Source organism: Natrononativus sp. DTA114 (genome assembly GCF_059736515.1).
Map to the genome: position 1 here is coordinate 1320253 of NZ_JCASSN010000001.1, position 23018 is coordinate 1343270.

At 64.9% G+C, this 23018-nt stretch carries 23 protein-coding genes and 1 tRNA gene; 15 read left to right on the forward strand and 9 right to left on the reverse strand.

Annotated features, from left to right (window positions below; genetic code table 11):
- Positions 1–669 carry a helix-turn-helix domain-containing protein gene (locus tag AC6I6S_RS06790; protein ID WP_497948978.1) on the reverse strand — a complete coding sequence of 223 codons (669 nt, stop codon included), beginning with the start codon at positions 667–669 and terminating at the stop codon, positions 1–3.
- 94 nt (positions 670–763) lie between these two features.
- Positions 764–1645 carry a hypothetical protein gene (locus tag AC6I6S_RS06795; RefSeq protein WP_497948979.1) on the reverse strand — a complete coding sequence of 294 codons (882 nt, stop codon included), beginning with the start codon at positions 1643–1645 and terminating at the stop codon, positions 764–766.
- A 90-nt stretch (positions 1646–1735) separates the two neighbouring features.
- Here AC6I6S_RS06795 and AC6I6S_RS06800 point away from each other — a divergent pair, with 90 nt between their 5' ends.
- The 8 genes from AC6I6S_RS06800 (at position 1736) to AC6I6S_RS06835 (ending at position 10458) form a co-directional block, all read left to right on the forward strand.
- On the forward strand, positions 1736–2116 hold the full coding sequence (locus AC6I6S_RS06800; protein ID WP_497948980.1) for a Rid family detoxifying hydrolase: 381 nt from the start codon (positions 1736–1738) through the stop codon (positions 2114–2116).
- A 1-nt stretch (position 2117) separates the two neighbouring features.
- The gene (locus AC6I6S_RS06805) at positions 2118–2348 is read left to right on the forward strand and encodes a DUF7981 family protein (protein ID WP_497948981.1); all 231 of its coding nucleotides are present in this window, start codon (positions 2118–2120) and stop codon (positions 2346–2348) included.
- Positions 2349–2409: 61 nt separating this feature from the next.
- Positions 2410–2491 (forward strand) — tRNA-Ser (locus tag AC6I6S_RS06810).
- A 261-nt stretch (positions 2492–2752) separates the two neighbouring features.
- Complete coding sequence (locus AC6I6S_RS06815; protein ID WP_497948982.1) at positions 2753–3718, forward strand: metallophosphoesterase family protein; 966 nt, start codon at positions 2753–2755, stop codon at positions 3716–3718.
- A 206-nt stretch (positions 3719–3924) separates the two neighbouring features.
- Complete coding sequence (locus AC6I6S_RS06820) at positions 3925–5088, forward strand: MFS transporter (protein ID WP_497948983.1); 1164 nt, start codon at positions 3925–3927, stop codon at positions 5086–5088.
- A 318-nt stretch (positions 5089–5406) separates the two neighbouring features.
- Positions 5407–6099, forward strand: a complete 693-nt coding sequence (locus tag AC6I6S_RS06825) for an SOS response-associated peptidase (protein WP_497948984.1) — start codon at positions 5407–5409, stop codon at positions 6097–6099.
- Positions 6100–6318: 219 nt separating this feature from the next.
- Positions 6319–7971 carry a thermosome subunit beta gene (thsB, locus tag AC6I6S_RS06830; protein WP_497949306.1) on the forward strand — a complete coding sequence of 551 codons (1653 nt, stop codon included), beginning with the start codon at positions 6319–6321 and terminating at the stop codon, positions 7969–7971.
- A gap of 546 nt (positions 7972–8517) precedes the next feature.
- The gene (locus tag AC6I6S_RS06835; protein ID WP_497948985.1) at positions 8518–10458 is read left to right on the forward strand and encodes an ABC transporter ATP-binding protein; all 1941 of its coding nucleotides are present in this window, start codon (positions 8518–8520) and stop codon (positions 10456–10458) included.
- Positions 10459–10473: 15 nt separating this feature from the next.
- Here the strand turns inward: AC6I6S_RS06835 and lrp are convergent, their stop codons facing one another.
- Positions 10474–10932, reverse strand: a complete 459-nt coding sequence (gene lrp, locus AC6I6S_RS06840) for an HTH-type transcriptional regulator Lrp (protein WP_497948986.1) — start codon at positions 10930–10932, stop codon at positions 10474–10476.
- Between the two features lie 125 nt (positions 10933–11057).
- On the opposite strand from lrp, the gene glnA reads away from it, so the two are divergent.
- Entirely contained in the window at positions 11058–12413 is a 1356-nt protein-coding gene (glnA, locus tag AC6I6S_RS06845; RefSeq protein WP_497948987.1) for a type I glutamate--ammonia ligase, read from the forward strand.
- 129 nt (positions 12414–12542) lie between these two features.
- On the opposite strand, the gene AC6I6S_RS06850 is transcribed toward glnA, so the two are convergent.
- Positions 12543–13433 (reverse strand): phosphatase PAP2 family protein, encoded by an 891-nt coding sequence (locus AC6I6S_RS06850; protein WP_497948988.1) that lies wholly within the window; start codon positions 13431–13433, stop codon positions 12543–12545.
- Between the two features lie 55 nt (positions 13434–13488).
- Positions 13489–14796 (reverse strand): YihY/virulence factor BrkB family protein, encoded by a 1308-nt coding sequence (locus AC6I6S_RS06855; protein ID WP_497948989.1) that lies wholly within the window; start codon positions 14794–14796, stop codon positions 13489–13491.
- An 88-nt stretch (positions 14797–14884) separates the two neighbouring features.
- On the opposite strand from AC6I6S_RS06855, the gene AC6I6S_RS06860 reads away from it, so the two are divergent.
- The gene (locus AC6I6S_RS06860; RefSeq protein WP_497948990.1) at positions 14885–15097 is read left to right on the forward strand and encodes a hypothetical protein; all 213 of its coding nucleotides are present in this window, start codon (positions 14885–14887) and stop codon (positions 15095–15097) included.
- 20 nt (positions 15098–15117) lie between these two features.
- Here AC6I6S_RS06860 and AC6I6S_RS06865 read toward each other — a convergent pair whose 3' ends face one another.
- Positions 15118–16236 carry a tRNA (guanine(26)-N(2))-dimethyltransferase gene (locus tag AC6I6S_RS06865; protein ID WP_497948991.1) on the reverse strand — a complete coding sequence of 373 codons (1119 nt, stop codon included), beginning with the start codon at positions 16234–16236 and terminating at the stop codon, positions 15118–15120.
- Positions 16237–16321: 85 nt separating this feature from the next.
- Here AC6I6S_RS06865 and AC6I6S_RS06870 point away from each other — a divergent pair, with 85 nt between their 5' ends.
- Both AC6I6S_RS06870 and AC6I6S_RS06875 read left to right on the forward strand, forming a co-directional pair.
- Positions 16322–16678, forward strand: coding sequence for a hypothetical protein (locus AC6I6S_RS06870; protein ID WP_497948992.1), 357 nt, complete (start codon positions 16322–16324; stop codon positions 16676–16678).
- Between the two features lie 204 nt (positions 16679–16882).
- On the forward strand, positions 16883–18007 hold the full coding sequence (locus tag AC6I6S_RS06875; protein WP_497948993.1) for a succinylglutamate desuccinylase/aspartoacylase family protein: 1125 nt from the start codon (positions 16883–16885) through the stop codon (positions 18005–18007).
- Positions 18008–18221: 214 nt separating this feature from the next.
- Here the strand turns inward: AC6I6S_RS06875 and AC6I6S_RS06880 are convergent, their stop codons facing one another.
- Together AC6I6S_RS06880 and hisH are read right to left on the reverse strand one after the other, a co-directional pair.
- Positions 18222–18371 carry a hypothetical protein gene (locus tag AC6I6S_RS06880; RefSeq protein WP_497948994.1) on the reverse strand — a complete coding sequence of 50 codons (150 nt, stop codon included), beginning with the start codon at positions 18369–18371 and terminating at the stop codon, positions 18222–18224.
- A gap of 131 nt (positions 18372–18502) precedes the next feature.
- Positions 18503–19213 (reverse strand): imidazole glycerol phosphate synthase subunit HisH, encoded by a 711-nt coding sequence (gene hisH, locus AC6I6S_RS06885; RefSeq protein WP_497948995.1) that lies wholly within the window; start codon positions 19211–19213, stop codon positions 18503–18505.
- 251 nt (positions 19214–19464) lie between these two features.
- Between hisH and phnD the strand changes: the two genes are divergently transcribed.
- From phnD to AC6I6S_RS06900, 3 genes are all read left to right on the forward strand, one after another.
- Positions 19465–20505: a phosphate/phosphite/phosphonate ABC transporter substrate-binding protein gene (gene phnD, locus AC6I6S_RS06890; RefSeq protein ID WP_497948996.1), complete on the forward strand. Its 1041-nt coding sequence runs from the start codon at positions 19465–19467 to the stop codon at positions 20503–20505.
- Positions 20506–20569: 64 nt separating this feature from the next.
- The gene (gene phnC, locus AC6I6S_RS06895) at positions 20570–21373 is read left to right on the forward strand and encodes a phosphonate ABC transporter ATP-binding protein (protein ID WP_497948997.1); all 804 of its coding nucleotides are present in this window, start codon (positions 20570–20572) and stop codon (positions 21371–21373) included.
- The gene (locus tag AC6I6S_RS06900) at positions 21370–22350 is read left to right on the forward strand and encodes a PhnE/PtxC family ABC transporter permease (RefSeq protein WP_497948998.1); all 981 of its coding nucleotides are present in this window, start codon (positions 21370–21372) and stop codon (positions 22348–22350) included. The genes phnC and AC6I6S_RS06900 overlap by 4 nt, the downstream gene beginning before the upstream one ends.
- Here AC6I6S_RS06900 and AC6I6S_RS06905 read toward each other — a convergent pair.
- Entirely contained in the window at positions 22347–22973 is a 627-nt protein-coding gene (locus tag AC6I6S_RS06905; protein WP_497948999.1) for a uracil-DNA glycosylase, read from the reverse strand. The two genes, AC6I6S_RS06900 and AC6I6S_RS06905, sit on opposite strands and share 4 nt — an antisense overlap.
- Positions 22974–23018: the final 45 nt, after the last annotated feature.

Below are 23018 nucleotides of genomic sequence, written 5' to 3' on the forward strand. Positions count from 1 at the left end.
TTACTCGAACTCGATCCCCGGCACCTCGCCGACCACGTTCTCCTCGAGTTCGGTCGTGACCAGGGTCCGATACGCCCGACGGAGCCGTTCGGAGAGCGCCTGGTGGGAAATGTCGAGTTCGGTCGCCAGCTCCTCCATCGAAATCTCGCGGGGAATGTCGTAGTAGCCGTACTCGACCGCGGCCTGTAGCGCCTCGTACTGTTCGTTCGTGAGGCCGATTTCGGTCGCGGTCTCACTTGTCATCTCCTGGAGGCGGACGATGTCGACGTCGACATCGTGTGCTCGAATGCGGTCGAACGTCTGGGAGAGCGTCTCCCGATCGGGAAACCGCATGCGAAACAGCCACGTGCCGTCGATCGCCGAGGCGCTCAGTATCGTCCCGCCCTCGTCGATCGGAATCCGCAGAAGTCCGATGCGCTCGTCCGCCAGTTCGAGGTTGTAGAGGAACGTCGAAGCGTCTCTATCCCTGAGCAGTTCGTAGCCTTCGATTGATGGATCGCTCTCGAACGCGTCTTCGAGTTCGGACCGACGGGCACCAGAACACCAGACGCCGGGGAAGCCGGCGATCGCTGCCTGCTCCAGTTCGCACTCGAGCGACGGTACCTCCTCGAACGTGGCTCCCAGCGCGGTCTCCGTTGCGGGCGCGTGGAGGTCGACGAGTGTGGCCATGATCCGTCTTCGTATTGCACCACTAAAACGTTTCCAAATAAAAGAGCAGCAGACATTCATAGGTCATTTATATGACCGCACGTCTGTCGGACCGCTACGTTTCCCTCTCGGGTTCGATACCGTACCGGATCGTCAGGAACTGTCGACCGCAGAGCCACATCTCGTGAGTGGCGACGAGCGTCGCACCCGTGGTCCGGGGACTCGGTCCGGCGGAGCCGTCGGCCGGCCAGACGCGAAACGACTGTGCCATCGGCAACTCGAGTGCGCCACGGGATGTAACCAGATACAGCCCGCCATCGCCGCGACCGCGGGTCGTGAACTGCACGCCTGTCGCGCCGTCCGCGGTACCAGCCTCGAGCAGTTCGGGACGTAACACCGTCGAGAGGTTCCCGCCCGGCAGCGGCACCGCGACGTTCGCGTAGGTGACGCCAGCGCGCTCGTGGGTCGCGTAGATCGCGACGAACACCGCCTCACCCGTATCGGGATCCGTCCGCGTCCAGACGCGGGCCTCCCGTCCGTCGACGGCGGGGTCGACGCGGGCGATTCGGCTCTCGAGGCGACGAACTCTGCCGTCGGAACGGCCCGGGAGATTCAGTTGTTCGAGCCGACTCGTCAGAAACGACGCGAGCCACGCTCCCGTTCGAAAGCCACGATGCCAGGTCGTCTCGTAGACGAGGTCGTATTCGGTCGTCCGCTCGTAGAACCGCCGGATTTCGGGGTGAACGGCACTTGAGTCGAACCCCGCACGGTCGTAGACGGCGAACTCGTCCACCTCGCCGACGGCCCGCCCGGCCGTGGTACCCCGTCGAGTCGCCCACTCCGGCCCGACGTACGTCCCGCCGAACAGCGACGAAAAGGGGATTTCGGTAGTGACTCGAGCACGGACGCGCTCGACGACCGGCCGGAGAAGGGACGCGGCGGCCGCCGTGGTCGCGACGACGGCGGTAATCGAAGCGACGAGGCGAGCGGGGTGCACTATCGGTGCCTTCGCACGCGAGGCGTTTGTGCCCGCCGCTTCCGGCAGCATCCCGGTGTCGTTAAGGCCCCGGGCGGGAATCGAACCGCCATGAAGCGCATCATCAGCACCGACGACGCCCCTGCCGCGGTGGGCGCGTACAGCCAGGCGACGACCAACGGCTCGCTGCTCTTCACTGCGGGTCAGATCCCGATGACGCCCGACGGCGAACTGCTGGACGGCGAGTCGATTGCCACCCAGACCGCGCAGTCGCTGGACAACCTCGTCGCCATCCTCGAGGAGGAAGGCGCGAGTCCCGAGGATATCCTGAAGGTCACCGTCTTCCTCGGCGACATCGAGGACTTCGAGGAGATGAACGACACCTACAGCGACTACTTCGACGATGAGCCGCCGGCCCGCAGCGCCGTCGAGGTGGCGAACCTGCCGAAGGGCGTCGGCGTCGAGATCGAAGCGATCGCTGACCTCGAGTAACGTGCGCCCGCGGGTGAAGTCGGCCCTGCTGTGGGGCGCCGTCGGCTTCATGAGCTTCCTGGTGCTGGTCCAGGGCTACGCCCTCTACGACGAGCCGCTGGTGTCGATCGGGCAGGGCGCGCTGCTCGCCTTTGTCGTGGGTCTGGGGGCGGCAGCTGGCGCGTACGCACTCGAGCACCGGGTGGCGGCGTGGTCGGCGCGACGCGCGCTCGAGGCTGCCGACGACGAGTAGGCGACTGCTACCAGTCCAGTCTCGTAACAGTTAAACGACCGACCCGGCTATCATCGGGTGAGCCAGGATGGCCGAACGGTAAGGCGCACGCCTGGAAAGCGTGTTCCCTTTCGGGATTCTGGGTTCAAATCCCAGTCCTGGCGTATTCTGCCGCGAACAACTCGTGAGCGGCAGATACCCGGTGACTGGATTTGAACACGCAAGTCGCAGCGGCGAACGAAGTGAGCCGACCGTCTTGCACCTGTTCAAATCCCAGTCCTGTCGTTTTCGTACTACAATCCTGTGGGCGGCGTATTTTGCCACTCGCGCGAGTGGTAAATACCCAATGGGGTGCATCGCGAACGATCCGCGATCGAACCCGCGCCGGGCCCAGAGTTATCGGGTTCGTTCCCGTGGATCCCGTAATGGCAGCACAGAGCCATCAGGGACAGATCCTCGCCCGCCTCGAGTTGCCGACGGCCGTCGAGCCGACGCGAGTCGCCGTCCTCTCGGACGTCCATCTCGCGGCGGACGCGACCGGGACGTGGAAGGTGTTTCACCGGACCGAACGCCACCTGCGCACGGCCGTCGAGTACGTAAACGAGCGGAGCCTCGACGGCGTCGTCGTCGCGGGGGATCTCACGCGCAACGGCCTCCCGGCCGAGTTCGATCTGTTCGACGATATCGCCGACTTCGAGCCGCCGATGGTCGCGGTCCCCGGCAACCACGACCTCCCGACGCAGTTCGACGAGCGCGAGTCGCTCCCCGTCGAAACCTTCGAGGACCGGTACACGCCGAACGGGCTTCCGTTTCGGGTCAGGTTCGGGGACGTCGAGGTGATCGGGCTCAACAGCCACGCCGCCGCTCCGGGGTCGCCAGCCGAGAGTTGGGACGGGCGGGTCGACGCTGAACAGCTGATGTGGCTCGATCTTGCACTCGAGGACGCGAACACGGAGTCGGTGATCGTCACCGTTCACCACAACCTCCCGGCGACCGGCGAGCGCTACGACCGCTGGGGATCGGAGCTACCCGTCGAGGGAGCGGTCCCCGGGTTCACGAACCCGCAACCGCTGGTCGAACTGCTCGTCAGCCACGAGGTGGCGCTGGTCGTCACGGGCCACCTCCACTTTCCCGCGATCGAACGCTCGGACGGGGTGACGGAGCTCACCGTTCCCGCCGTGTCGTCGTTTCCCCACGCCCTGCTGGTGCTCGAGGTCGACGACCGCGGAGCGACCGTCCGATCAGTACCGCTGACCGACGCCGACGGGATGGTCGAATCGATCAGTCACGGCTACGAGAAGGATCGCGTCCTGCTCTCGGCGGCGCAGTTGGCGACCTACCCTCTCGTGGACGACTTCTCCTCGACGACCGAGGACCGGAGTGACCGGTGAGACGGGGTTCCCAGCGGTCGCAGCCGGTCGTCTGGCCGGTCACGACGGGGGGGTACACTGACAGTCAACGAGCCCTGTGAGAGTCACGTCCAACGCTTCGCACCACGTCGAGCGTGGTCTCCGTCCAGTTCGTACCCGACAGAACGCAGGCGCGCCGATCGCAGGAAACCGCGAACTATAGGGCATCGTCGGGAAAACGATACCCGGTGAACCGGCGGACGCTGTGGCTCGGGGTCGCCTTCTGTTTCGTCGCGGGCGATGCGATGGCGATGCAGTCTCGAGGCCCCCTGCTCTCGAGTTTCGAGGCTACCTTCGGGGTCTCGGAGGCGCTCCTCGGACTCGTCGCGCCCGCGGGAACGATCGGCTTCGTCGCCGCGATCCTGCTCGTCGGACTGCTCGCGGGGCGACTCGAGCCCAGGACCACCCTGCTGGCCGGCGTCTCCGCCGTAATCGTCTCCCTGCTCGCGATCGCGGTCGCACCGACGTACTGGCTGTTCCTGCTCGCGCTGCTCGCTCAGGGCGCTGCGGCGGGGGTCTTTCGAGCCGTCGACCGCCCGCTGTTGAGCCACCTCTACCCCGGTCGCCTCGGGCGGGTGTTCGTCCTCTACGGACTCGCGTGGGCGGTCGGCGCGGTCACCGGCCCACTCGTCGTGAGCGCCGTCCTCCGGGTGGCCGAGTGGCCGCTGGTCTTCCTGTTGATCGCTGGCTGGTTGCTGCCGGTCGCCGCGGTCGTCTGGTGGCTCGAGTCGCCGGCCGCCTGGGACGAGGACAGCCTCGACCGGGAAACGCTCACTGTGCTGCTCGAAAAGCCGGCGATCAGGGGGACGCTGGTCGCGATGGCGCTGGTCGGCGGGATCGAGGGCGTCGTCTTCACCTGGCTGCCCTACTACGCGGGGACGTTTCTCGACGGACCGATCGCGAACGCGACGCTATCGGCGTACCTGCTGGCGTACGTTCCCGGCCGCCTCGCTTACGCGCGACTCGTCGATTCCGCGTCCTACCTCGGGCTCTCGCTGGTGACGACGGCGCTCGCGGTGGCGCCGCTCGCACTCACCGTCAGCGGTCTCCCGGGGGCGTGGATCGTTGCGACCGCCTTCGTGGTCGGACTCCTGGTCTCCGCACTGTTTCCGCTACTGTCAGCCTACGGCGTCGAGGCGGCACCCGAGTACAGCGGGCCGGTGAGCGCGCTCGCGACGGCCGCGACCTACGTCGGGATCGCCGTCGTTCCGGCGGTCGTCGGCGTCGTCGCCGAAATGGCAACGATTCAGGCGGCGATGTGGATCCCGGTCGGGCTCACCGTCGTCCTCGTGATCGTCCTCTGGCGGCTACGCGTGACTACCGGGTCCGGGAAGCACGCTGAAACCGGATGAAAAAAGCGAGGACGCGATCAGGGCTCGAGTTCGACAGGGGCGTCGGTCGCGATCCAGCAGTCGGGGTCGTCACGATCTCTGAGCTCGAGGAGTCCGCGTTCACACACCACCATCTCGTATCGATCGTCCATGTCGACCCCAGTTAGTGAATCGCTCGGAAGCCGTATGGTAAATTCCGCCATACTTCGTCGGCGGGAACCGGTAATCGGTAGATACCAGCGCCACAGTCCGAGTATGGACCGCCTACGGGTCCGGGAACCGCCGCTCATCGCGACACGCAGGGACACGGGTTTGACGACGCGCGACGGAGGTACCCGTATGTGCGGACGCTACACCCTCTTCATCGAGCAGGACGAACTCGAGGAACGTTTCGACGCGCGATTCCGGGACTCGTTCGAGCCGCGGTACAACATCGCGCCGGGCCAGCGAGTCCCCGTCATCACGAACGACGACCCCGAGACGATTCGGCGTCTCGAGTGGGGGCTCGTCCCCTCGTGGGCCGACGACGACACCGGCGGGCTGATCAACGCGCGGGCGGAAACCCTCGCGGAGAAGCCGAGCTTTCGGGACGCCTACGCCCATCGGCGCTGTCTCGTGCCCGCGAACGGTTTCTACGAGTGGGTCGAAACCGCGAATGGGAAGCGGCCCTACCGGGTCACCTTCGAGGACGACCGGCCGTACGCGATGGCCGGACTCTGGGAGCGGTGGGAACGGGAGACGACCCAGACGGGCCTCGACGCGTTCGGTGCTGGCGGGGAAGGGGGTGAGAACACCGTCCTCGAGACCGTAACGGTCGTTACGACCGAGCCGAACGAACTGGTCGCCGACCTCCACGACCGGATGGCGGTGATCCTCGACCCCAAGCGCGAACGGGAGTGGCTCGAGGGAAGCGAGGCGAGCGACCTGCTCGAGCCGTACTCGGCCGACGAGATGCGAGCGTATCCGGTGTCGACGGCTGTCAACGGTCCGGCACGGGACGGCCCGTCGCTGATCGAACCGATCGAATCGTGAGAGTTAGCAGTCGGGAGGCGTATATAAATGCTGGCGATGCGACCGGTAACGACTCGAGCGGGCAGTACGGTAACGAGCCGCACGCGTAACGGCGTACCCGCATCCCTTCATGCGGTTTCTCGAGCTTGTCTGGAGCGAATCTCGGAGTATGCGAGAATCGAATACCACCACACTTATGTAGAAGGACAATCATAGAATCGGCTGACTATGAGTCAGCGAATGCAACAGGGGCAGCCGATGATCGTTATGAGCGAGGACTCCCAGCGCGTCAAGGACCGCGACGCGCAGGACTACAACATCAGCGCCGCTCGCGCGGTCGCTGAGGCCGTTCGCTCGACGCTCGGTCCGAAGGGGATGGACAAGATGCTCGTCGACTCGATGGGATCGGTCACCATCACCAACGACGGCGTAACCATCCTCAAGGAGATGGACATCGACAACCCGACGGCCGAGATGATCATCGAGGTCGCCGAGACCCAGGAGGACGAGGCCGGCGACGGCACCACGACCGCCGTCGCCATCGCGGGCGAACTCCTCAAGAACGCCGAGGACCTCCTCGAGCAGGACATTCACCCGACGGCCATCATCAAGGGCTTCCACATGGCCGCAGAGCAGGCCCGCGAGGAGATCGACGACATCGCGACCGAGATCGACACCACGGACGAGGACCTGCTGAAGAAGACCGCCGAGACATCGATGACCGGCAAGGGCGCCGAGGTCAACAAGGAGCACCTCGCCCAGCTCATCGTCGACGCGGTCTCCGGCGTCACCGTCGAGACCGACGAGGGCGAGAACGTCGTCGACCTCGAGTTCCTCAACATCGAGACCCAGACCGGCCGCGCCGTCGGCGAGTCCGAACTGCTCGAGGGTGGTATCATCGACAAGGACCCGGTCCACGACGACATGCCCACCGAGGCCGAGGACGCCTCCATCCTGCTGCTGAACGACCCGATCGAGGTCGAGGAGACCGACGTCGACACCGAGGTCTCCGTCACGGACCCCGACCAGCTCCAGAAGTTCCTCGACCGCGAGGAACAACAGCTCAAGGAGAAGGTCCAGCGCATCGCCGACCTCGACGTCGACGTCGTCTTCTGCCAGAAGGGTATCGACGACCTCGCCCAGCACTACCTCGCCAAGGAGGGCATTCTGGCGACCCGTCGCTCGAAGAAGTCCGACCTCGAGTTCCTCTCGGAGGTCGTCGGCGCCTCGATCGTCTCCGACCTCGAGAGCGCGACCGAGGACGACCTCGGCTTCGGCACGATCACCCGCGACGAGGAGGACGGTCACTTCTACGTCGAGGGCGAGGACGCCCACGGCGTCACGCTCCTGCTCCGCGGCTCGACCGAGCACGTCGTCGACGAACTCGAACGTGGCGTCAACGACGCGCTCGACGTCGTCGCCCAGACCGTCTCCGACGGCCGCGTGCTGGCCGGCGGCGGCGCGATCGAGGTCGAACTCGCCTCGCGCCTGCGTGACTACGCCGACAGCGTCTCCGGCCGCGAACAGCTGGCCGTCGAGGCCTTCGCGGACTCCCTCGAGCTCGTCCCGCGCGTGCTCGCCGAGAACGCCGGTCTCGACTCCATCGACACGCTGGTCGACCTGCGGGCGGCCCACGAGGACGGCCAGGTCCGAGCCGGCCTGAACGTCTTCTCGAACGACATCGAGGACACCTTCGAAGCGGGCGTCGTCGAGCCGGCTCACGCCAAAGAACAGGCCGTGACCAGTGCGTCGGAAGCCGCGAACCTCGTGCTCAAGATCGACGACATCATCTCCGCCGGCGATCTGTCGACTGACAAAGGCGACGACGAGGGCGGTGCACCCGGTGCCGGCGGCATGGGCGGCGGCATGGGTGGCATGGGCGGCATGATGTAAAGCTAAATTTTGCTCTGCGGGCGCGGCGAAGCCGCGCCCTCGGCAAAATTTAGTACAAAAACCTCCTCCTTCCGTTCGGCGTGCTACGCACGCCTTACATCAGTCGTCGGTCCGAGCGCGGCGCACGCGCCGCGCTCGGTGAACTACATTCACACAAACCGGTACGCCGTCGCGCGATTTTCGTACCCCGAGTTCTAAAATCGTCTCTCGGAGTAAACGGTGTCACGCAGGTTTTCTGTCACTATTGAGATCGGGGACGCGGAAATCAAATTTCGTCCTTATCCATTTGAGGATTGGATAGTACACGAATCAGTCCTAAATAGTCCGACTTCAGCGGTCTATACACACTAAATCCCTTGTACTGAGAATGAGTTTCACAATTAAGATAAAATAAACAAATGAAGTCACTGTTTACTGGTGCGGACTCAAGACGCTCGTTGCACGCACGGCGTTCGATAGCGGTGCCGTTGACAGCGGCCGCTACTAGCCATCCGGCTCCGTGAAAATCGGACAGCATTTACGTTCCGAAACAGTAGCGACCTGCCAGTGAGTGCCACAGACGACGAAACGCCGTTCGATGCCTATCGAGAGCACGTCGACCGCCCGCTAACGAGGCTGTTCCGCGAGTACGGTCCCGGCAGGCTGCACTGGTTTTCGATCGCCATGGCCGCGAACTTCATCGCCCAGATGTCCTCGCTCGTGCCGCCGCTGATCCTCGGGGCGGCTATCGACGCCATCTTCACCGAGGGCGGTGATGGGTATAGCCTCCCGGTGGTTCCCGACGCCTGGCTGCCGGCGACGGAGATGGCCCAGTTCTGGTTCTCCGTGAGCGCCATCGCGGGGGCGTTCGTTCTCGTCGGTGTCTTCACCTGGATCTACGGCGTCTCGGGCAACCTGTTCGCCCACGACGTGATGCACACCGTCCGCGTCGACTGCTTCCGGAAGATGCAGGACCTCGACATGACGTTCTTCGACGACAAGCAGACCGGCGAGGTCATGGCGGTGCTGAACAACGACACCCAGAACCTCGAGATGTTCCTGGACAACGCGCTCATCAATTCGGTTCGGCTGCTCGTGATGGTCGGCGGGATCACGGCGATCCTGTTTCTCATCAACTGGCAGCTCGCGTTCGTCACGCTCGTCGCGGTCCCGGTCATGTTCGCCTTCACCTACTGGTTCATGGTCACCGTCGAGCCCCGCTACGTCCGCCAGCGGTCCGCAGTGGGTTGGCTCAACACCCGCCTCGAGAACAGCCTCTCGGGGATGAACCTGACGAAGACGACCAGCAGCGAGGAGTACGAGGTCGGCCGAGTGCGCAAGGCCTCCAAGCGGCTGTTCGACGACACGATGGCCGTGCTCAAGCTCTCCTACATCTACCGGCCAGGGATGGAACTACTGGCGGGGATCGCCTTCGCGGCGACGTTCCTCGTCGGCGGCTGGTGGATCGCCACCGGCACCGCGCCGGGACCGATGACTGGCACGCTGCAGGTCGGCGAGTTCGTCACCTTCCTCTTTCTGACCCAGTTCATCGTCTCGCCGCTCGCGGAGGTGTCGAACATCGTCGACCAGTACGAGAACGCCAAGGCCTCGAGCGAGCGCGTCTTCGGGCTGATGGACATTCCGATCTACGTCACCGACCCCGAGGAACCGGGGGAACTCGAGCCCGTGACCGGCCGGGTCGAGTACAACGACGTCTCCTTCAGCTACACCGCAGACGAGCGCCGGGCGGTCGGCGACGAAGCGGACGGTCAGGAGGAAGTCGTCGTCGAAGAGCTCTCGTTCGTCGCCGAACCCGGAGATACCGTCGCACTGGTCGGTCCGACGGGCGCCGGCAAGTCGACGGTGCTCAAACTCCTGTTGCGGCTGTACGACGTCAGCGACGGGGAGATACGGGTCGACGGCCACGACATCCGTGACGTGCGCCTCGCCGACCTCCGCGACGCGGTCGGCTACGTGAGCCAGGAGACGTTCCTCTTCGACGGAACGATCGCCGACAACATCCGCTACGGTCACTTCGAGGCGAGCGACGAGGCCGTTCGCGAGGCCGCCGAGGCCGCCCAGGCCCACGAGTTCATCGAAGACCTCGAGAGCGGGTACGAAACCCGCGTCGGCGAGCGCGGCGTCAAACTCTCGGGCGGCCAGCGCCAGCGGATTGCCCTCGCCCGGACCGTCCTCCAGGACCCCGAGATCCTGATTCTGGACGAGGCGACCAGCGCCGTCGATACGAAAACCGAACTGCTGATCCAGCGGTCGATCGACCGCCTCACCGAGGATCGGACGACGCTCGCGATCGCCCACCGGCTCTCGACGGTGAAGGACGCCGACACCATCCTCGTCCTCGAGGGCGGCCGGATCGTCGAGCGCGGCAGCCACGAGGAGCTACTCGAGCGCGGCGGTCGCTACGCGACGCTGTGGGGGGTCCAGGCCGGCGACGTCGACGAGGCGCTCGACGCGCTCGCGGATGGCGGCGGCGAGTACACCTCGTAGAGAGGTCGAAAAGGGTTAGTCTTCGATCTCGAGTTCGAACTGTTCGTTCTCGGTAACCGAATTCAACACGACGCTCGTATTCGACTCCTTGATGTCCGGATCGGTGAGTAGCGCCTTGATCTGGTCGTTCATCCCGTCGGTGTCTTCGAACTTCCCGATGGCGATGACGTCGTAATCGCCGGTGACCTCGTAGACGCTCGTCATCTGACGGTGATCGCGCAGCGTGTCCGTGATCTCGGGGAGGGCGTTTCCTTCGACTTTGAGCTGGATGACCGCGGTCACGTCGTAGCCGAGGGCGTCGTAGTCGACCCGCGGCGTGTAGCCGTTGATAACGCCCTCCTCCTCGAGGTCCGAGAGGTGGTTCGAAATGGTCGTCACGGAGACGTCGAGTTCCTCCGCCAGACTTCGCAGACTCGCCCGGCCGTCGCCGAGGAGTGCATTCACCAACTTTGCATCAAGATTTTCGTACGTCATCACGTTCACCCACTCACCCCACCCATTAGAACTTTACGAATATCCACTTTCAGACGAGGAGCGAAAGGTTTGCTCAGAACAGCAGGATTTTAGTAGTAGAGGTAGTTGGGTAGACCGACCAGAAGATGACAAGCGGAAATCTGACTGCGGTCGAACAATCGGTGCTGGACGAGATCGACGAGAAGGGAGTGGACTTCCTCCGACTTCAGTTTACGGACATCCTGGGGACGGTAAAGAACGTCTCGGTTCCCGCTCGGCAGGCCGAGAAGGCCTTCACCGAAGGGATCTACTTCGACGGCTCCTCGATCGAGGGCTTCGTCCGGATCCAGGAGTCGGACATGCGTCTCAAACCCGATCCCGACACGTTCGCGGTGTTGCCGTGGCGGGACAACGAGGAGAGTGCCGCCGCCCGGATGATCTGTGACGTGATCAACACCTCGACCGGCGAGCCGTTCGAGGGCGACCCCCGGTACGTCCTCAAGCAGGCCTTAGAGCGCGCTAACGAGATGGGATACACCATCAACGCCGCGCCGGAACCCGAGTTCTTCCTGTTCGAGGAGGACGAGGAGGGTCGCGCGACGACCGAAACTAACGACGCCGGCGGCTACTTCGACCTCGCGCCGAAGGACCTCGCACAGGACGTCCGCCGGGACATCATCTACGGGCTCGAGGACATGGGCTTCGAGGTCGAGGCCAGCCACCACGAGGTCGCCGAGGGCCAACACGAGATCAACTTCGAGTACGACGACGCGCTCACGACGGCGGACAACGTCGGCACGTTCCGCACGGTCGTCCGCGCCATCGCCGCCCAGCACGGCTATCACGCGACGTTCATGCCCAAGCCGATCGCTCGCATCAACGGCTCCGGAATGCACACCCACATCTCGCTGTTCACCGAGGACGGCGAGAACGCCTTCCACGACGGCGACGACGAGTTCAATCTGAGCGGCGAGGCGAAGTCGTTCCTCGCGGGGATTCTGGAACACGCCCCCGCGATCACGGCCATCGCGAACCCGACCGTCAACAGCTACAAGCGTCTCGTCCCCGGCTACGAGGCGCCCGTCTACGTGGCGTGGTCCGACCGCAACCGGTCGGCGCTGATCCGCCGGCCCGCCGCCCGCGTCCCCGCGGCCTCCCGGATCGAACTGCGCTCGCCCGATCCCTCCTGTAACCCCTACCTCGCGCTCGCGGTGATGATCCACGCCGGCCTCGATGGCATGGAGGAGGGGCTCGAGGCACCGGACCCCGTCCGGGAGAACATCTACGAGTTCGACGGGGAGAAACGCGAGGAGTACGGCATCGAAACCCTGCCCGCGAACCTGGGCGAGGCCGTCGACGCCCTGGAGGAGGACGAGGCGATGTACAGCGCCCTCGGCCCCCACATCGGGCCGAAGTTCGTCGAGGCCAAGCGCCAGGAGTTCGAGGAGTACATCGTCGAAGTCTCCGAGTGGGAGCTCGATCGCTACCTCGAGACGTTCTAACGGCGTCGCAATCCGGTACGCACGTTCTTTCGTCGCGACAGACAGCCGAGAGCGGCGGCTACAGCCACCGGGTCACGGCTGCAGTCACCGGATGACGAAGTGATGACGGATCCCGAAGCGAGGGAGCGGTTACTCCGTGTTCGCACTCGAAGCGAGAGAAACGGTTTCGAACCGCCACGGAACCCCGATGACGAGAACGCCGACGAGGACGCCGGTCGCCAACCAGGGGAGCGCTGTCGGGCCGACGACGGCCAGGGGAGCGGCCAGTGCGAGGAGCCCACCCCCGAGAACCGACCGGTTCACGTTTCCGAACGGTTCTCGAGTCGCCGACGCGTACCGCCAGCCCGCCAGCGCGCCGAGCGAGGCGCCGACGAGGACGGCCGCATCCGGCCGGCCGGCGGTGAGAACCGCGAGGATCGATAATCCTGCCGCGAGTGCGAGCACGGTGGCGGTTTCCGTCTCTCGGCCGCTCGAGGCGACCCGCCGTCGGAGCGCCAGCACGGCTGCGAGGTAGACGATCCCAGCGGCCGCGCCGACGACGACGTCGGCAGCGTAGTGGAGGCCGACGGCGATCCGCGAGAAACTCACGAGGGCGACCATAACGGCGGCGGCGACGAACCGCATCCGGCGGGTTCCGACGTCGGTCTCGAGAGCGACCATCCCCCAGAGGACGACGGCGGCGAGCGCGTGGCCGCTCGGGAAGCTCTCGGTCGTGACCTTCACCGCCGGGGCGTAGACGAGGGCGACGACGGCCGGTAGCTCCGCGGGCGCGATTGCCGGACCGACGCCGGGGCGAGTGACGGCGAACAGCCCCTTCAACCCGGCCATGATAGCGTAACAGCCGATGACGGTTCCGAGCCACGGGCCGAACCGGCGGCGGTCGACGAACCAGTATGCCAGGACGACCGTCGGGAGCACGACCCAGACGCTCCCGAGATACGAGAGAAAGGCGAACACGAACGCCGTCCACTCCGGGAAGCTATCGCGGACGGCTTCGACGTGTGCTGGATCGAACCACATCGACCGGTCGGTACACTGTCAGAGCGGGTAGAACTGTCGGTTCGGCGGGGGGTGATCAGGACCGCCGCTCGCTGATCACGTTTCTGATGCGACCCGGAACCCCAAGCACCGATAGCCCAGCACCGAACAGCACCATCAGCACGTAGACGCCGAGCGTCGAGGTCCAGACGACGAACATCGCGAGAATGGCCCAGCCGCCGCTGAGGAAGTAAAACGCCGCGATGGCCATCGCGGTGCCGTACAGCAAGACGAGATAGGGGCCCCAGCCGTGGGCGTGGCCGGAGCGAGCCCGACTGCGAACGTAGCGCTTGAGTTCGGCCTCGAGCGACTCCTTCTGAACCGTCCGGCGCTCGACGTCGTCCTCGAACTCCTCGAGGCGGTCTCGAAGCCGCTCGATCTCCTCGCGGAGCGCTTCCGGGTCCCGGGCACGGTCGGCGGTCCGGGCGCTCACGCGGCCACCCGTTCCGGAAGCGGTTTCCGTCTCGGTGTCGCGTTCCGTCACCCCGTCGTCAGCCCCCGTGGCGTCGTCGGTCATCGCTTCTGTCGAAAACTGTCGCGGGCCGGGACTTTGTACCTGCCGGTCCGCGTCACGGCCGGCGAGCACCGCGTTGAGGACCGCCCCGAAGACGACGAGGATCGCCGCAATGTAGAGCCAGGCCAGGACGAGCAACACCGCACCCAGCGCGCCGTAAAACGCGTAGTCGCCGGCGACCGTGGCGTAGACGGTGAACAGCCGGGTGAGCGCGAGCCAGCCGATCGCCGATACGACCGTCCCCGGCATCGCCTCCCGGAGGCCGACGTTTGCGTCGGGAAAAATCACGTACAGCGGGAGAAACGCGACGATCAACCCGAGCAAAACTAACAGCGGCCCGACGACGCTGAGGCCGACGACCGGCACGAACACGACCGCGAACTCGAGGACGGCGAGGGCGACCAGTCCGGCCGTGATCGCGAGCGCGACGATCAGCGCGTCCCAGAACGTCCCGACGAGCGACTTCGTCGCGACGGTTCCGTACACCTCCGAGAACGCCCGGTCGAGTCCGCGAAGCACGCGACTGCCACCCCAGAGCAGCCCCAGCGCACCGACGACGGTCGCGCTTCGCTGACCAGTCTCGTCCGCGATGGAGTTTACCAGCAGTTGCTGTGCACTCGGCGTGAGAACGTCGCTGGCGGCCGCAGAGACCCGCAGCGCCAGTGCGTCACCGCCGATCGAGCCGGCGATACCCAGCGCGAGTAACATCAGGGGCACCAGCGAGACGAACGCGTAGTAGGCGACCCCCGCCGCGAGCAGCGTCAGCTGTTCGGTCCGCGCGAGGGTGACCGCGCGCCGGCCGAGTTCGAATCCCTCCGTTCGGTCGATCACACCATCCGCTACGGGACCGGTGCCTAAATATCACAGACGGAACGGGGAGTGACGGGTGTATATGAGGTCCCAGAAAGAACGGTCGTCCATGACAGCGCCACAGTGTCCGGACTGTCGCCTCGAGATGGAGCCGACGACCGTTCGATCGAACGGCGGATTCACGCTCACGGTCGATGCGGGTCCCCGCGAGGGCGTGCTCGGCAAACTCGGCGTCGGCGACACGGTGGAACTCGAGGCCGTTTGCTGTCCAGACTGCGGGCTCGTCCGGCTGTACGCGCCGCTCGAGGACGCCGAAATCTGATCGGAAACAGGAAGGGTGATTCAGTCGGTGAGACTGTCGGCCGTCGCCGCCCGGATTTCGCCGACTGTCGCGTCCGTCTTGAACGTCGTGCCGCTGTAGTGGGCTCGAGAAGCGGCGTAGCCCGCCTCCCGAAGATCCGCGAGAAAGTCGTCCATCGCGTTCGCCGGCAGCCCCCACTCCTTGCACAGCCGGTGCTGGTCGTAGTGGGTCGGCTGCTCGAGTTCGCTCGCGACCGTCTCGAGCAGCGCCCGCCCCTTTTTCGCGGTGCCGAACTCGTCGGGAACCCGGTCGCGAACCGCCTCGACGAACGCGGGCTCGCAGGTCGATCCCAGCCAGACCGGCCCCGCCTCGAGCAGCCGCTCGCCCCCGCAGTTCGGACACGTCTCGAGGGGGTCGGCGATCAGCCCCTCGTGGTGCTCGCGGTAGAGGCAGTCCTCGCAGTGAGAGAGATAGCCGAGTTGCTCGAGGGCGGCGTCGGCGGCCGTCGGCTTGCGCTCGAGTTCGAGGTAGGTCCGGACGTAGTGGCTGCTCGCGTGGGTCAGCAGGGGCGTAACGCCGACGTCGAAGCGGGCACCGCTTCGAGCGAGCGCCGACAGCAGGATTCGGACGCCCATCTCGGGGTGGTAGTCGGTGTTCCGCGGGACGGCACCGTAGGATCGCACCCCGCTGTTGAAGTGCGCCCCGCAGAGGGGGGCGGTGTCCGTCGCGGTGACACAGAGCAGGTTCCGACAGCGAGCGAAGGCGGCGTCGGCAAAGGGCATCGGCGTCCCGAAGGGGTCGAGGTCGACCACGTCGTAGGCACTCCGGTGGAGTTCGACGTTCGCGTCCGCGTGGCGAACGTCGGCCTCGAGGTCGTTTCGCTCGAGGTTCTTGCGGGCGAGGTCGACCGCTGCCTCGTCGCGATCACAGCAGGTCACATCCCAACCGTCCGCGGCTGCGCGGATTCCACGAATCCCGCTCGCGGTCATCGCGTCGAGATACGACTCGGCGTAGGGGTTGCGCTCCTCGTAGGCTCGCAGCGTCACGATCGTCAGATCGCGGTTCAACTCCTGGCGTGGGTTGTAGAACACCGACGCCTCGACGCCCTGGGTCGACTCGGCGGGCACCTCGAGGTTGACGCCGCCCTCCGTAACGCGCATACGATCACTCGCGCGGGAACTGCGAAAAGCGCCACGGTCCGCGGACAACCAAACCGACTTTACAGTTCGGTACAGAGTACGGATCGTGCCCGAAACGAACCCCGTCGAGCGGTGGGAGGCCCGACTCGAGGAGACGGGCGAACTCACGCCCGAGATCGTCGGCCGCATCTCCCGCCTGCACGGCGACCGCGGGGTTCGCGCCATCGAGGCCGTCGCCGAGGGCCGCGTGAAGGTCTACCGCGACTTTACGATCGTCGTCGGCTACGACGACGAGTACGTCGTCGAGGGGCGGGGTTGTACCTGCAAGGACAGCGAGTACAACCTCGATTCGGACGATCCGACGGACCTCTGCTGGCACGCCCTGGCGGTCGCCATCGCCCGCCGGGTCGGCCACGTCGACTACCACGACATGTGGTACTCGGAAGTCCGGGAGTTTCTGTAACGTTCTCTGGACAGCGTTCGTCGATTGGTCGACCTCGAAAGACGCGGCTACCACGCGTTCACGGGATCCTATCGAGTCGGTTCTAGCAGAGACAACGGCTAACAACCAGGTTCACGTGTTTCTCACCACAGTATTAATAAATAGGACAACTCACGTCGGGATTTTGCTATTACTAATCGATGTGACAGTAGCAGAAGAGTATGCATGCCGACTCATCAGACAACTCGACGCGGCTTCATCGAGCTAACGGGCGTCGCGACATTCGCCGGCGTCGTCAGTACCACGACGGCCGCCCAGGACGCGCAACGAGACTCCACCACCATCATGGAGGGAACCGAGTACGAAACGGAGGTGTTCGTGATCGACGCCTCCACGAGCGGGCCGACCGTGATGGTCGTCGGTGGGCTACACGGGGACGAAGCGAGCGGCGCAATCGCCGCGGAGAACCTTCTCGGGTGGACCCCGGACTCCGGTCGCCTCGTCGTGATTCCACGAGCGAACGAACCCGCACTCGCGGACGGAACCCGTGGCGGTCCCGCAGAGTCCGATCTGAACCGGCAGTTCCCCGTCGGAGACGAACCACCCACCGAAATCGCGCGTGCAATCTGGGACGTCGTCGAGGAGCACCAGCCGGATACACTCCTCGATCTGCACAGTTCATGGGGCATCTACGGGGTCGACGAAGGCACCTACGGGCAGATGATCTTCTATTCGACGGAGAACGACGAGGGAACCCGTGCAGACGCGGCCGTGGCACACCTGAACGAGAACTACGTCCCCGATTCGATGCCCGAGCACGACTTCGGCACCCAGGCGCTCCAGTACACGCCCGGAATGCTCGTCACCAAAGCCGCGAGTGAGCTTGGAGCGCACTCGTTCCTGTTCGAAGTCACGCGGCGAGAGCTCGACCTCGAGACCCAGACCACGTGGACGGAGGCGGGCGCACTCCAGCTCGTCGAATCGGCGGAACGCCGCGAGGACGATCCTGACGAAGACGACCCGGATGAGGACGACCGTGACGACGGCGAGGACGGTCCCGACGACAGAGATGAAGACGACGAGGACGCCGTCGTTGCTCGCATCGAGTTCGAACCGAGAGACATCGATCCGAAGAAGGGTGCCTGTCTCCGTTTCGACGGCTCGTCCTCGAGCGCCCCGACCGAAATCGAGTGCTACGAGTGGGACACGACGGGCGACGGAGAGTTCGATACGACCGGCGTGTGTATGCGAACCAGACTGAGCCTCGAGGAGCCAAGCACCGTGGCGCTTCGGATCACCGACCGGAACGGATCCACCGCCACCGAGACCGCCACGTTTCGGCCGGAGTGAGCAAGTAACTCGATCGACACCATTGTTTGCGCGAGAGTAGAGAGGCCACGACCCCCCGTCATCCGCTCGACGGGAGGGCTACGAGAGAACTCATCAGCCGGCGCTGAGTCGAGCCGTCCACACGTATAAAGCGCCGGGTAGCTGTTCGGCTATCGACAGAACCCGATGCACCGAGCGCGAGAGTTATCGCAGCGGCTCGAACTCGAGCCCGGAGTCAGGCCTCGAGTTCGCCCTCGTACTCCCGCGTGCCCCGCGAGCGGTGTCGCCACCAGGTTCGGCTGTAGACGGCGAAACCGATCAGCCCGACGACGACGAAGTAGAGGTAGATGCCGAGTTCGACGTAGATGGGAACCGGATCGAGCATTGCTATGTAATAATCGTTACCCATAATAAAACTGCGCCTACACAATAACATAGTTAATATCCTAATTATGTATACCGTGAGACACGACGGTGCGTGTTAACTGACCGCTAGGAGCTGACTGTCACTCGAGCCTACTCGTCGGCGCAAATTTCGACGAAGTTACGCAGGATCTGCAGGCCGGTCTCCCCGCTCTTCTCGGGGTGGAACTGGGTTCCGAAGACGGTTCCATCGTCGTTCGCGACGATCGACGGGAAGGGGCGGCCGTACTCCGTGCTCGCCACGGTCGCGTTCTCGTCGTCCGGAACGGCGTAGTAAGAGTGGACGAAGTAGGCGTACTGCCCGTCGACGGAGCCGCCGGCCGACTCGTCGCTTCGATCCGTCTCCGAGGCGTCCTCGAGGCCGGTGACGAGGGGGTGGTCCCGTTCGACCGAGAGTTCGTTCCAGCCCATGTGGGGTACCTTCTGGCCTTCCGCAAAGCGGACGTTGGTGCCGGGGATCAGATCCAGCCCCTCGACGGCGGATTCCCCCTCGTTTTCGCCCTCCTCGCTGGTTGTCAGGAGCATCTGCATTCCGAGACAGATGCCGAACAGCGGTTGGCCGCGCTCGGCGACCGCGAGGAGGTCCTCCCGGAGCGGTTCGGCGTTCTCGACCCCCTCGCGGAACGCGCCGACGCCGGGCAGGACGACGCCGTCGGCCGCGGCGAACGCTTCGGGGTCGTCGGTGATCTCGACCGCGGCACCCGCACGCTCGAGACCGCGGGTGACGCTTCTGAGGTTCCCGAGGCCGTAATCGACGACGACCACGGAGGCGAGCGTCGACTCGACAGGAGACAGCTGGCTCATACACGCTCTCGGTGGGCGACCGGCAAGTTCGTTTCCGTTCGTGTCCGTCTCACCGCCACCGGGTACGAACGCCCCGTAATGTATCCCGCCGCACGTATCAGCTCAGGTACCACTCCAGTCTGCGTGGGTTATTTTGTTGCCGTTCGTCGAAAAACAATGTCGAGAAGAGTGCCAACGTATCACAATAGAGAGGACCGTGAACCGATTAGGAAGGTTTATCATGGTCTTCAAGAATTCTAAACTGATTCGCAATGGTGGACCGACGTACGTTTCTACAGTCGACAGGCGCAATCGGTACTGCAACGCTCGCTGGACTCGCTGGCTGTCTCGGCGATGGCGACGACGACGACGATACCGGTGGTAACGGTGACGACGCGGGCAACGGTGACGATGCCGGAAACGGTGACGATGCCGGCAACGGTGAGGAGGAGGGTCGCCAACTCGACGGCGAACTCGAGTTTATCATGTCGCCGAGTGACCCGCAGGAGACGATGGACGCCCAGTACGCACCCGTCGCCGACCACCTCTCCGAGGAACTCGACGTCGACGCCTCGACGACGTACGCACGCGACTACAGCGCTGTGATCTCCGCACTCGGTAGCGGGACCGCAGACGTCGGCGAGATGGGGCCGTTCGCGGCCGCGCTCGGCGTTCGCTCCGAGGAAGTCGAGATCATCCTTCAGCGCTACGCCTTCGGTGGCTGGGACTACCCGTCGGTCATCGTCACCCGTGAAGACACCGACATCGAGTCCATCGAGGACCTCGAAGGGGCGGAGATCGCCTTCGCCGACCGCCTGAGCGCGAGCGGCGCACTGTTCCCGCTGCACATGCTCATGGAGGAGGGACTCGACGTCGGCGATCTGCCGCGCGACGGCAGCGGCGCCGACTTCGAGGCGTCGTTCTCGGATCACGCCGCCGCGATTCAGCAACTCGAGTCCGGCACCGCCGATGCGGCGGCGGTCGGCATGTTCGCAGCCGTCGTCGACGGAGACGAGGAACGCGAGGAGTACCTCGACGGGATCGAACTCGTCGAGAAGGTCGAAGGCATTCCGCGCGCGCCGATCGCAGTCAGCCCCGACCTGGCTCAGGAAGAGAAAGATGCGATCCAGCAGGCGCTCATCGACGCACCCGAAGAGATGTACTGGGGCGAAAGCGGTGAGGAGGGCACCGACGACGACCTCTGGTTCAGCGACGTTCGGGAGGCCAGCGCCGAGGACTACGAGATGGTCGTCGACGTCGCTCGAGATCTCGGCATCGAAGCCGAGTTACTCGACGAAGACCTCGACGACTGAGACAGTCGTCGCTAGCCGAACAAATCGTCAATCGTAAACCACCGCGTTCATAGTTTCACACAGGATGCCGGCAGTTTCACTGAACAACGTAACCAAGATATACGGCGAGGACACCGTCGCTCTCGACGACGTCGATGTGACGATCCCCGCCGGCGAGTTCGTCGTCGTGCTCGGTCCGTCCGGAGCGGGGAAATCGACGCTCCTTCGCGTACTGAACGGGCTGACCGCGCCGACGGAAGGGTCGGTCACGATCGGTGATGAGACCATCACCGGAAAACGCGAAGACGTCGGAATGGTCTTTCAGATGCACTATCTTATCGAGAGCATGAGCGCCTACCGGAACGCGCTGACCGGCTCGCTCTCGCGGGCGAACCTGCTCGAGAGCCTGTTCACGATGTACGACCGCGAGGACAAACGAACCGCACTCGAGGCGCTCCAGACTGTCGGGCTGCTCGAAGAGGCGGATCAGCGCGCCGGCTCGATGAGCGGCGGACAAAAACAGCGCGTCGGCATCGCTCGTGCACTCGTCCAGAACCCGAATCTCCTGCTCGCGGACGAGCCCGTCGCCAGCCTCGATCCGAAGGCGGCCAAAGACGTCATGGGCTACATGAAACAGGCCTCTCGTGAGCGTGAGTTAACGACGATCGCGAGCCTCCACCAGGTGAACATCGCTCGCGAGTTCGGCGACCGATTTATCGGCGTCCGCGACGGTCGCGTCGTCTTCGACGGCACGAGCGAAGAGCTCACGATGGACGTCGTCGACGAACTCTACTACGGGGAAGGGGGGCGAAACGGGACCGAGGCCGGTGGCGAGGCGAACGACTCCCAACCTGGCTCCGCGAGCGTCGACGGGGTGACCGACGCGTGAGCACCGACGTCGACCAAAAACTCGACGAACTCGAACGTCAGCTGGCGATCCGGCGAGCACTGACCGCCGGCGCGCTCGTCCTGGTACTGCTTCTCACCTACGTCGGCGCCCGATTCATCGGCGTCGACGTCGGCGAGCTCAGAGGTCAGTTCGGCATCTGGTGGTCGTACACGAGCGAGTACTTCACGCCGAACTTCGTCGACTTCACCGCCTACTCCAACGACGAGGGTCTCACCGGCTGGGACGGGCTGTTCATGAGCCTGCTGAACCCGGGGTCGATCGTCGAGAGCCTGGTCGAGCAAGACGGGATCGTCGGCATGTCGCTGATGACCGTCGCCATCGGGTTCACCGGGACCGTTATCGGCTTCCCGTTCGCGCTGATGTTCGGAATCCTCGGCTCCGAACGGGTCGTTCCGTTCCCGTTTAACTTCATCTTCCGGGGCGTGATGAGCACGATCCGAGCGATTCCCGCACTCGTCTGGATCCTGATCTACGTCCCGCTGACGGGGATCGCACCGACGGGTGCGCTGCTCGCGGTCGCGACCGACACCGTCGGGAACCTCGGCCGACTGTTTACCGACGAACTCGAGGAGATCAACGACGGCCCGATCGAGGCGATCGGTTCGACGGGGGCGACGAAGCCCCAGGTCGTCACCTTCGGGATGCTGAGCCAGGTGTCGACGTCGTTCGTCGCCTGGACCCTGTACATCCTCGAGATCAACGTTCGAATCGCGATCAGCCTGGGCGTCGTCGGCGCCGGCGGGATCGGAACCTACCTCTACGACCAGACGACGTTCCGGCAGTTCAGCCAGGTCGCCGCGGGAATCATCATGGTGATCTTCATCGTCCTGACGGTGGAGATGGTTTCCTCGCGGATCCGCGCCCGGTTGCGGCCGAGCGAGCACGAGGCGAAGGGCTTTCTCGAGTCGTTGCGGGATCTCGGCGACATGAACAAGTGGGTCGGCGGGAAGAACTAGTCGAACTCCCCGAGCCGCGACTGGCCGGCACCGTTTTCGTCGTCGTTCGTCACGCCCGCGAGCGACGCGGCCTCCCGAAGCGTTTCCTCGAGCGTTTCCTCCTGGCTCCGGTCGTACAGCGTCGCCGCGGGGTGGAGACAGATCAGCACCCGTCGTGACGTGTCGTCGATCCGCACCTCCTCGACGGTGCCCGCTTCTTTCGTCACCGCGACCGACCGCCCCAGCAGGTGTTCGGTCGGCACCTTCCCGAGCGTGACGATCACGTCGGGGTCAACCAGGTCGATTTCGCGTTCGAGCCAGCCCCGGCAGTTCTCGAGTTCCGTCTTGTTCGGATCGCGGTTCTCCGGCGGGCGACACCGTACGCAGTTGGTGATCCGGACCGCCTCGCGCTCGAGACCGACCACCCGGAGGTGGTCGTCGAGCACCGAGCCGCTGCGGCCGACGAACGGCTCACCCTCCCGATCCTCGTTCGCACCCGGCCCCTCGCCGACGAACAGCACGTCGGCGTCCTCGGGACCGGTTCCGTTGACGATCCGACTCCGCGAGTCGACGAGTGCCGGACAGCGGGTACAGGCGGTGACACAGAGCCCGTCCATCTCGTCCTCGGCGTCTGTCTCGTCCATACCCGTGGCTCAGACGGACAGCTACTACCTCTTTCGGGTCTCGGC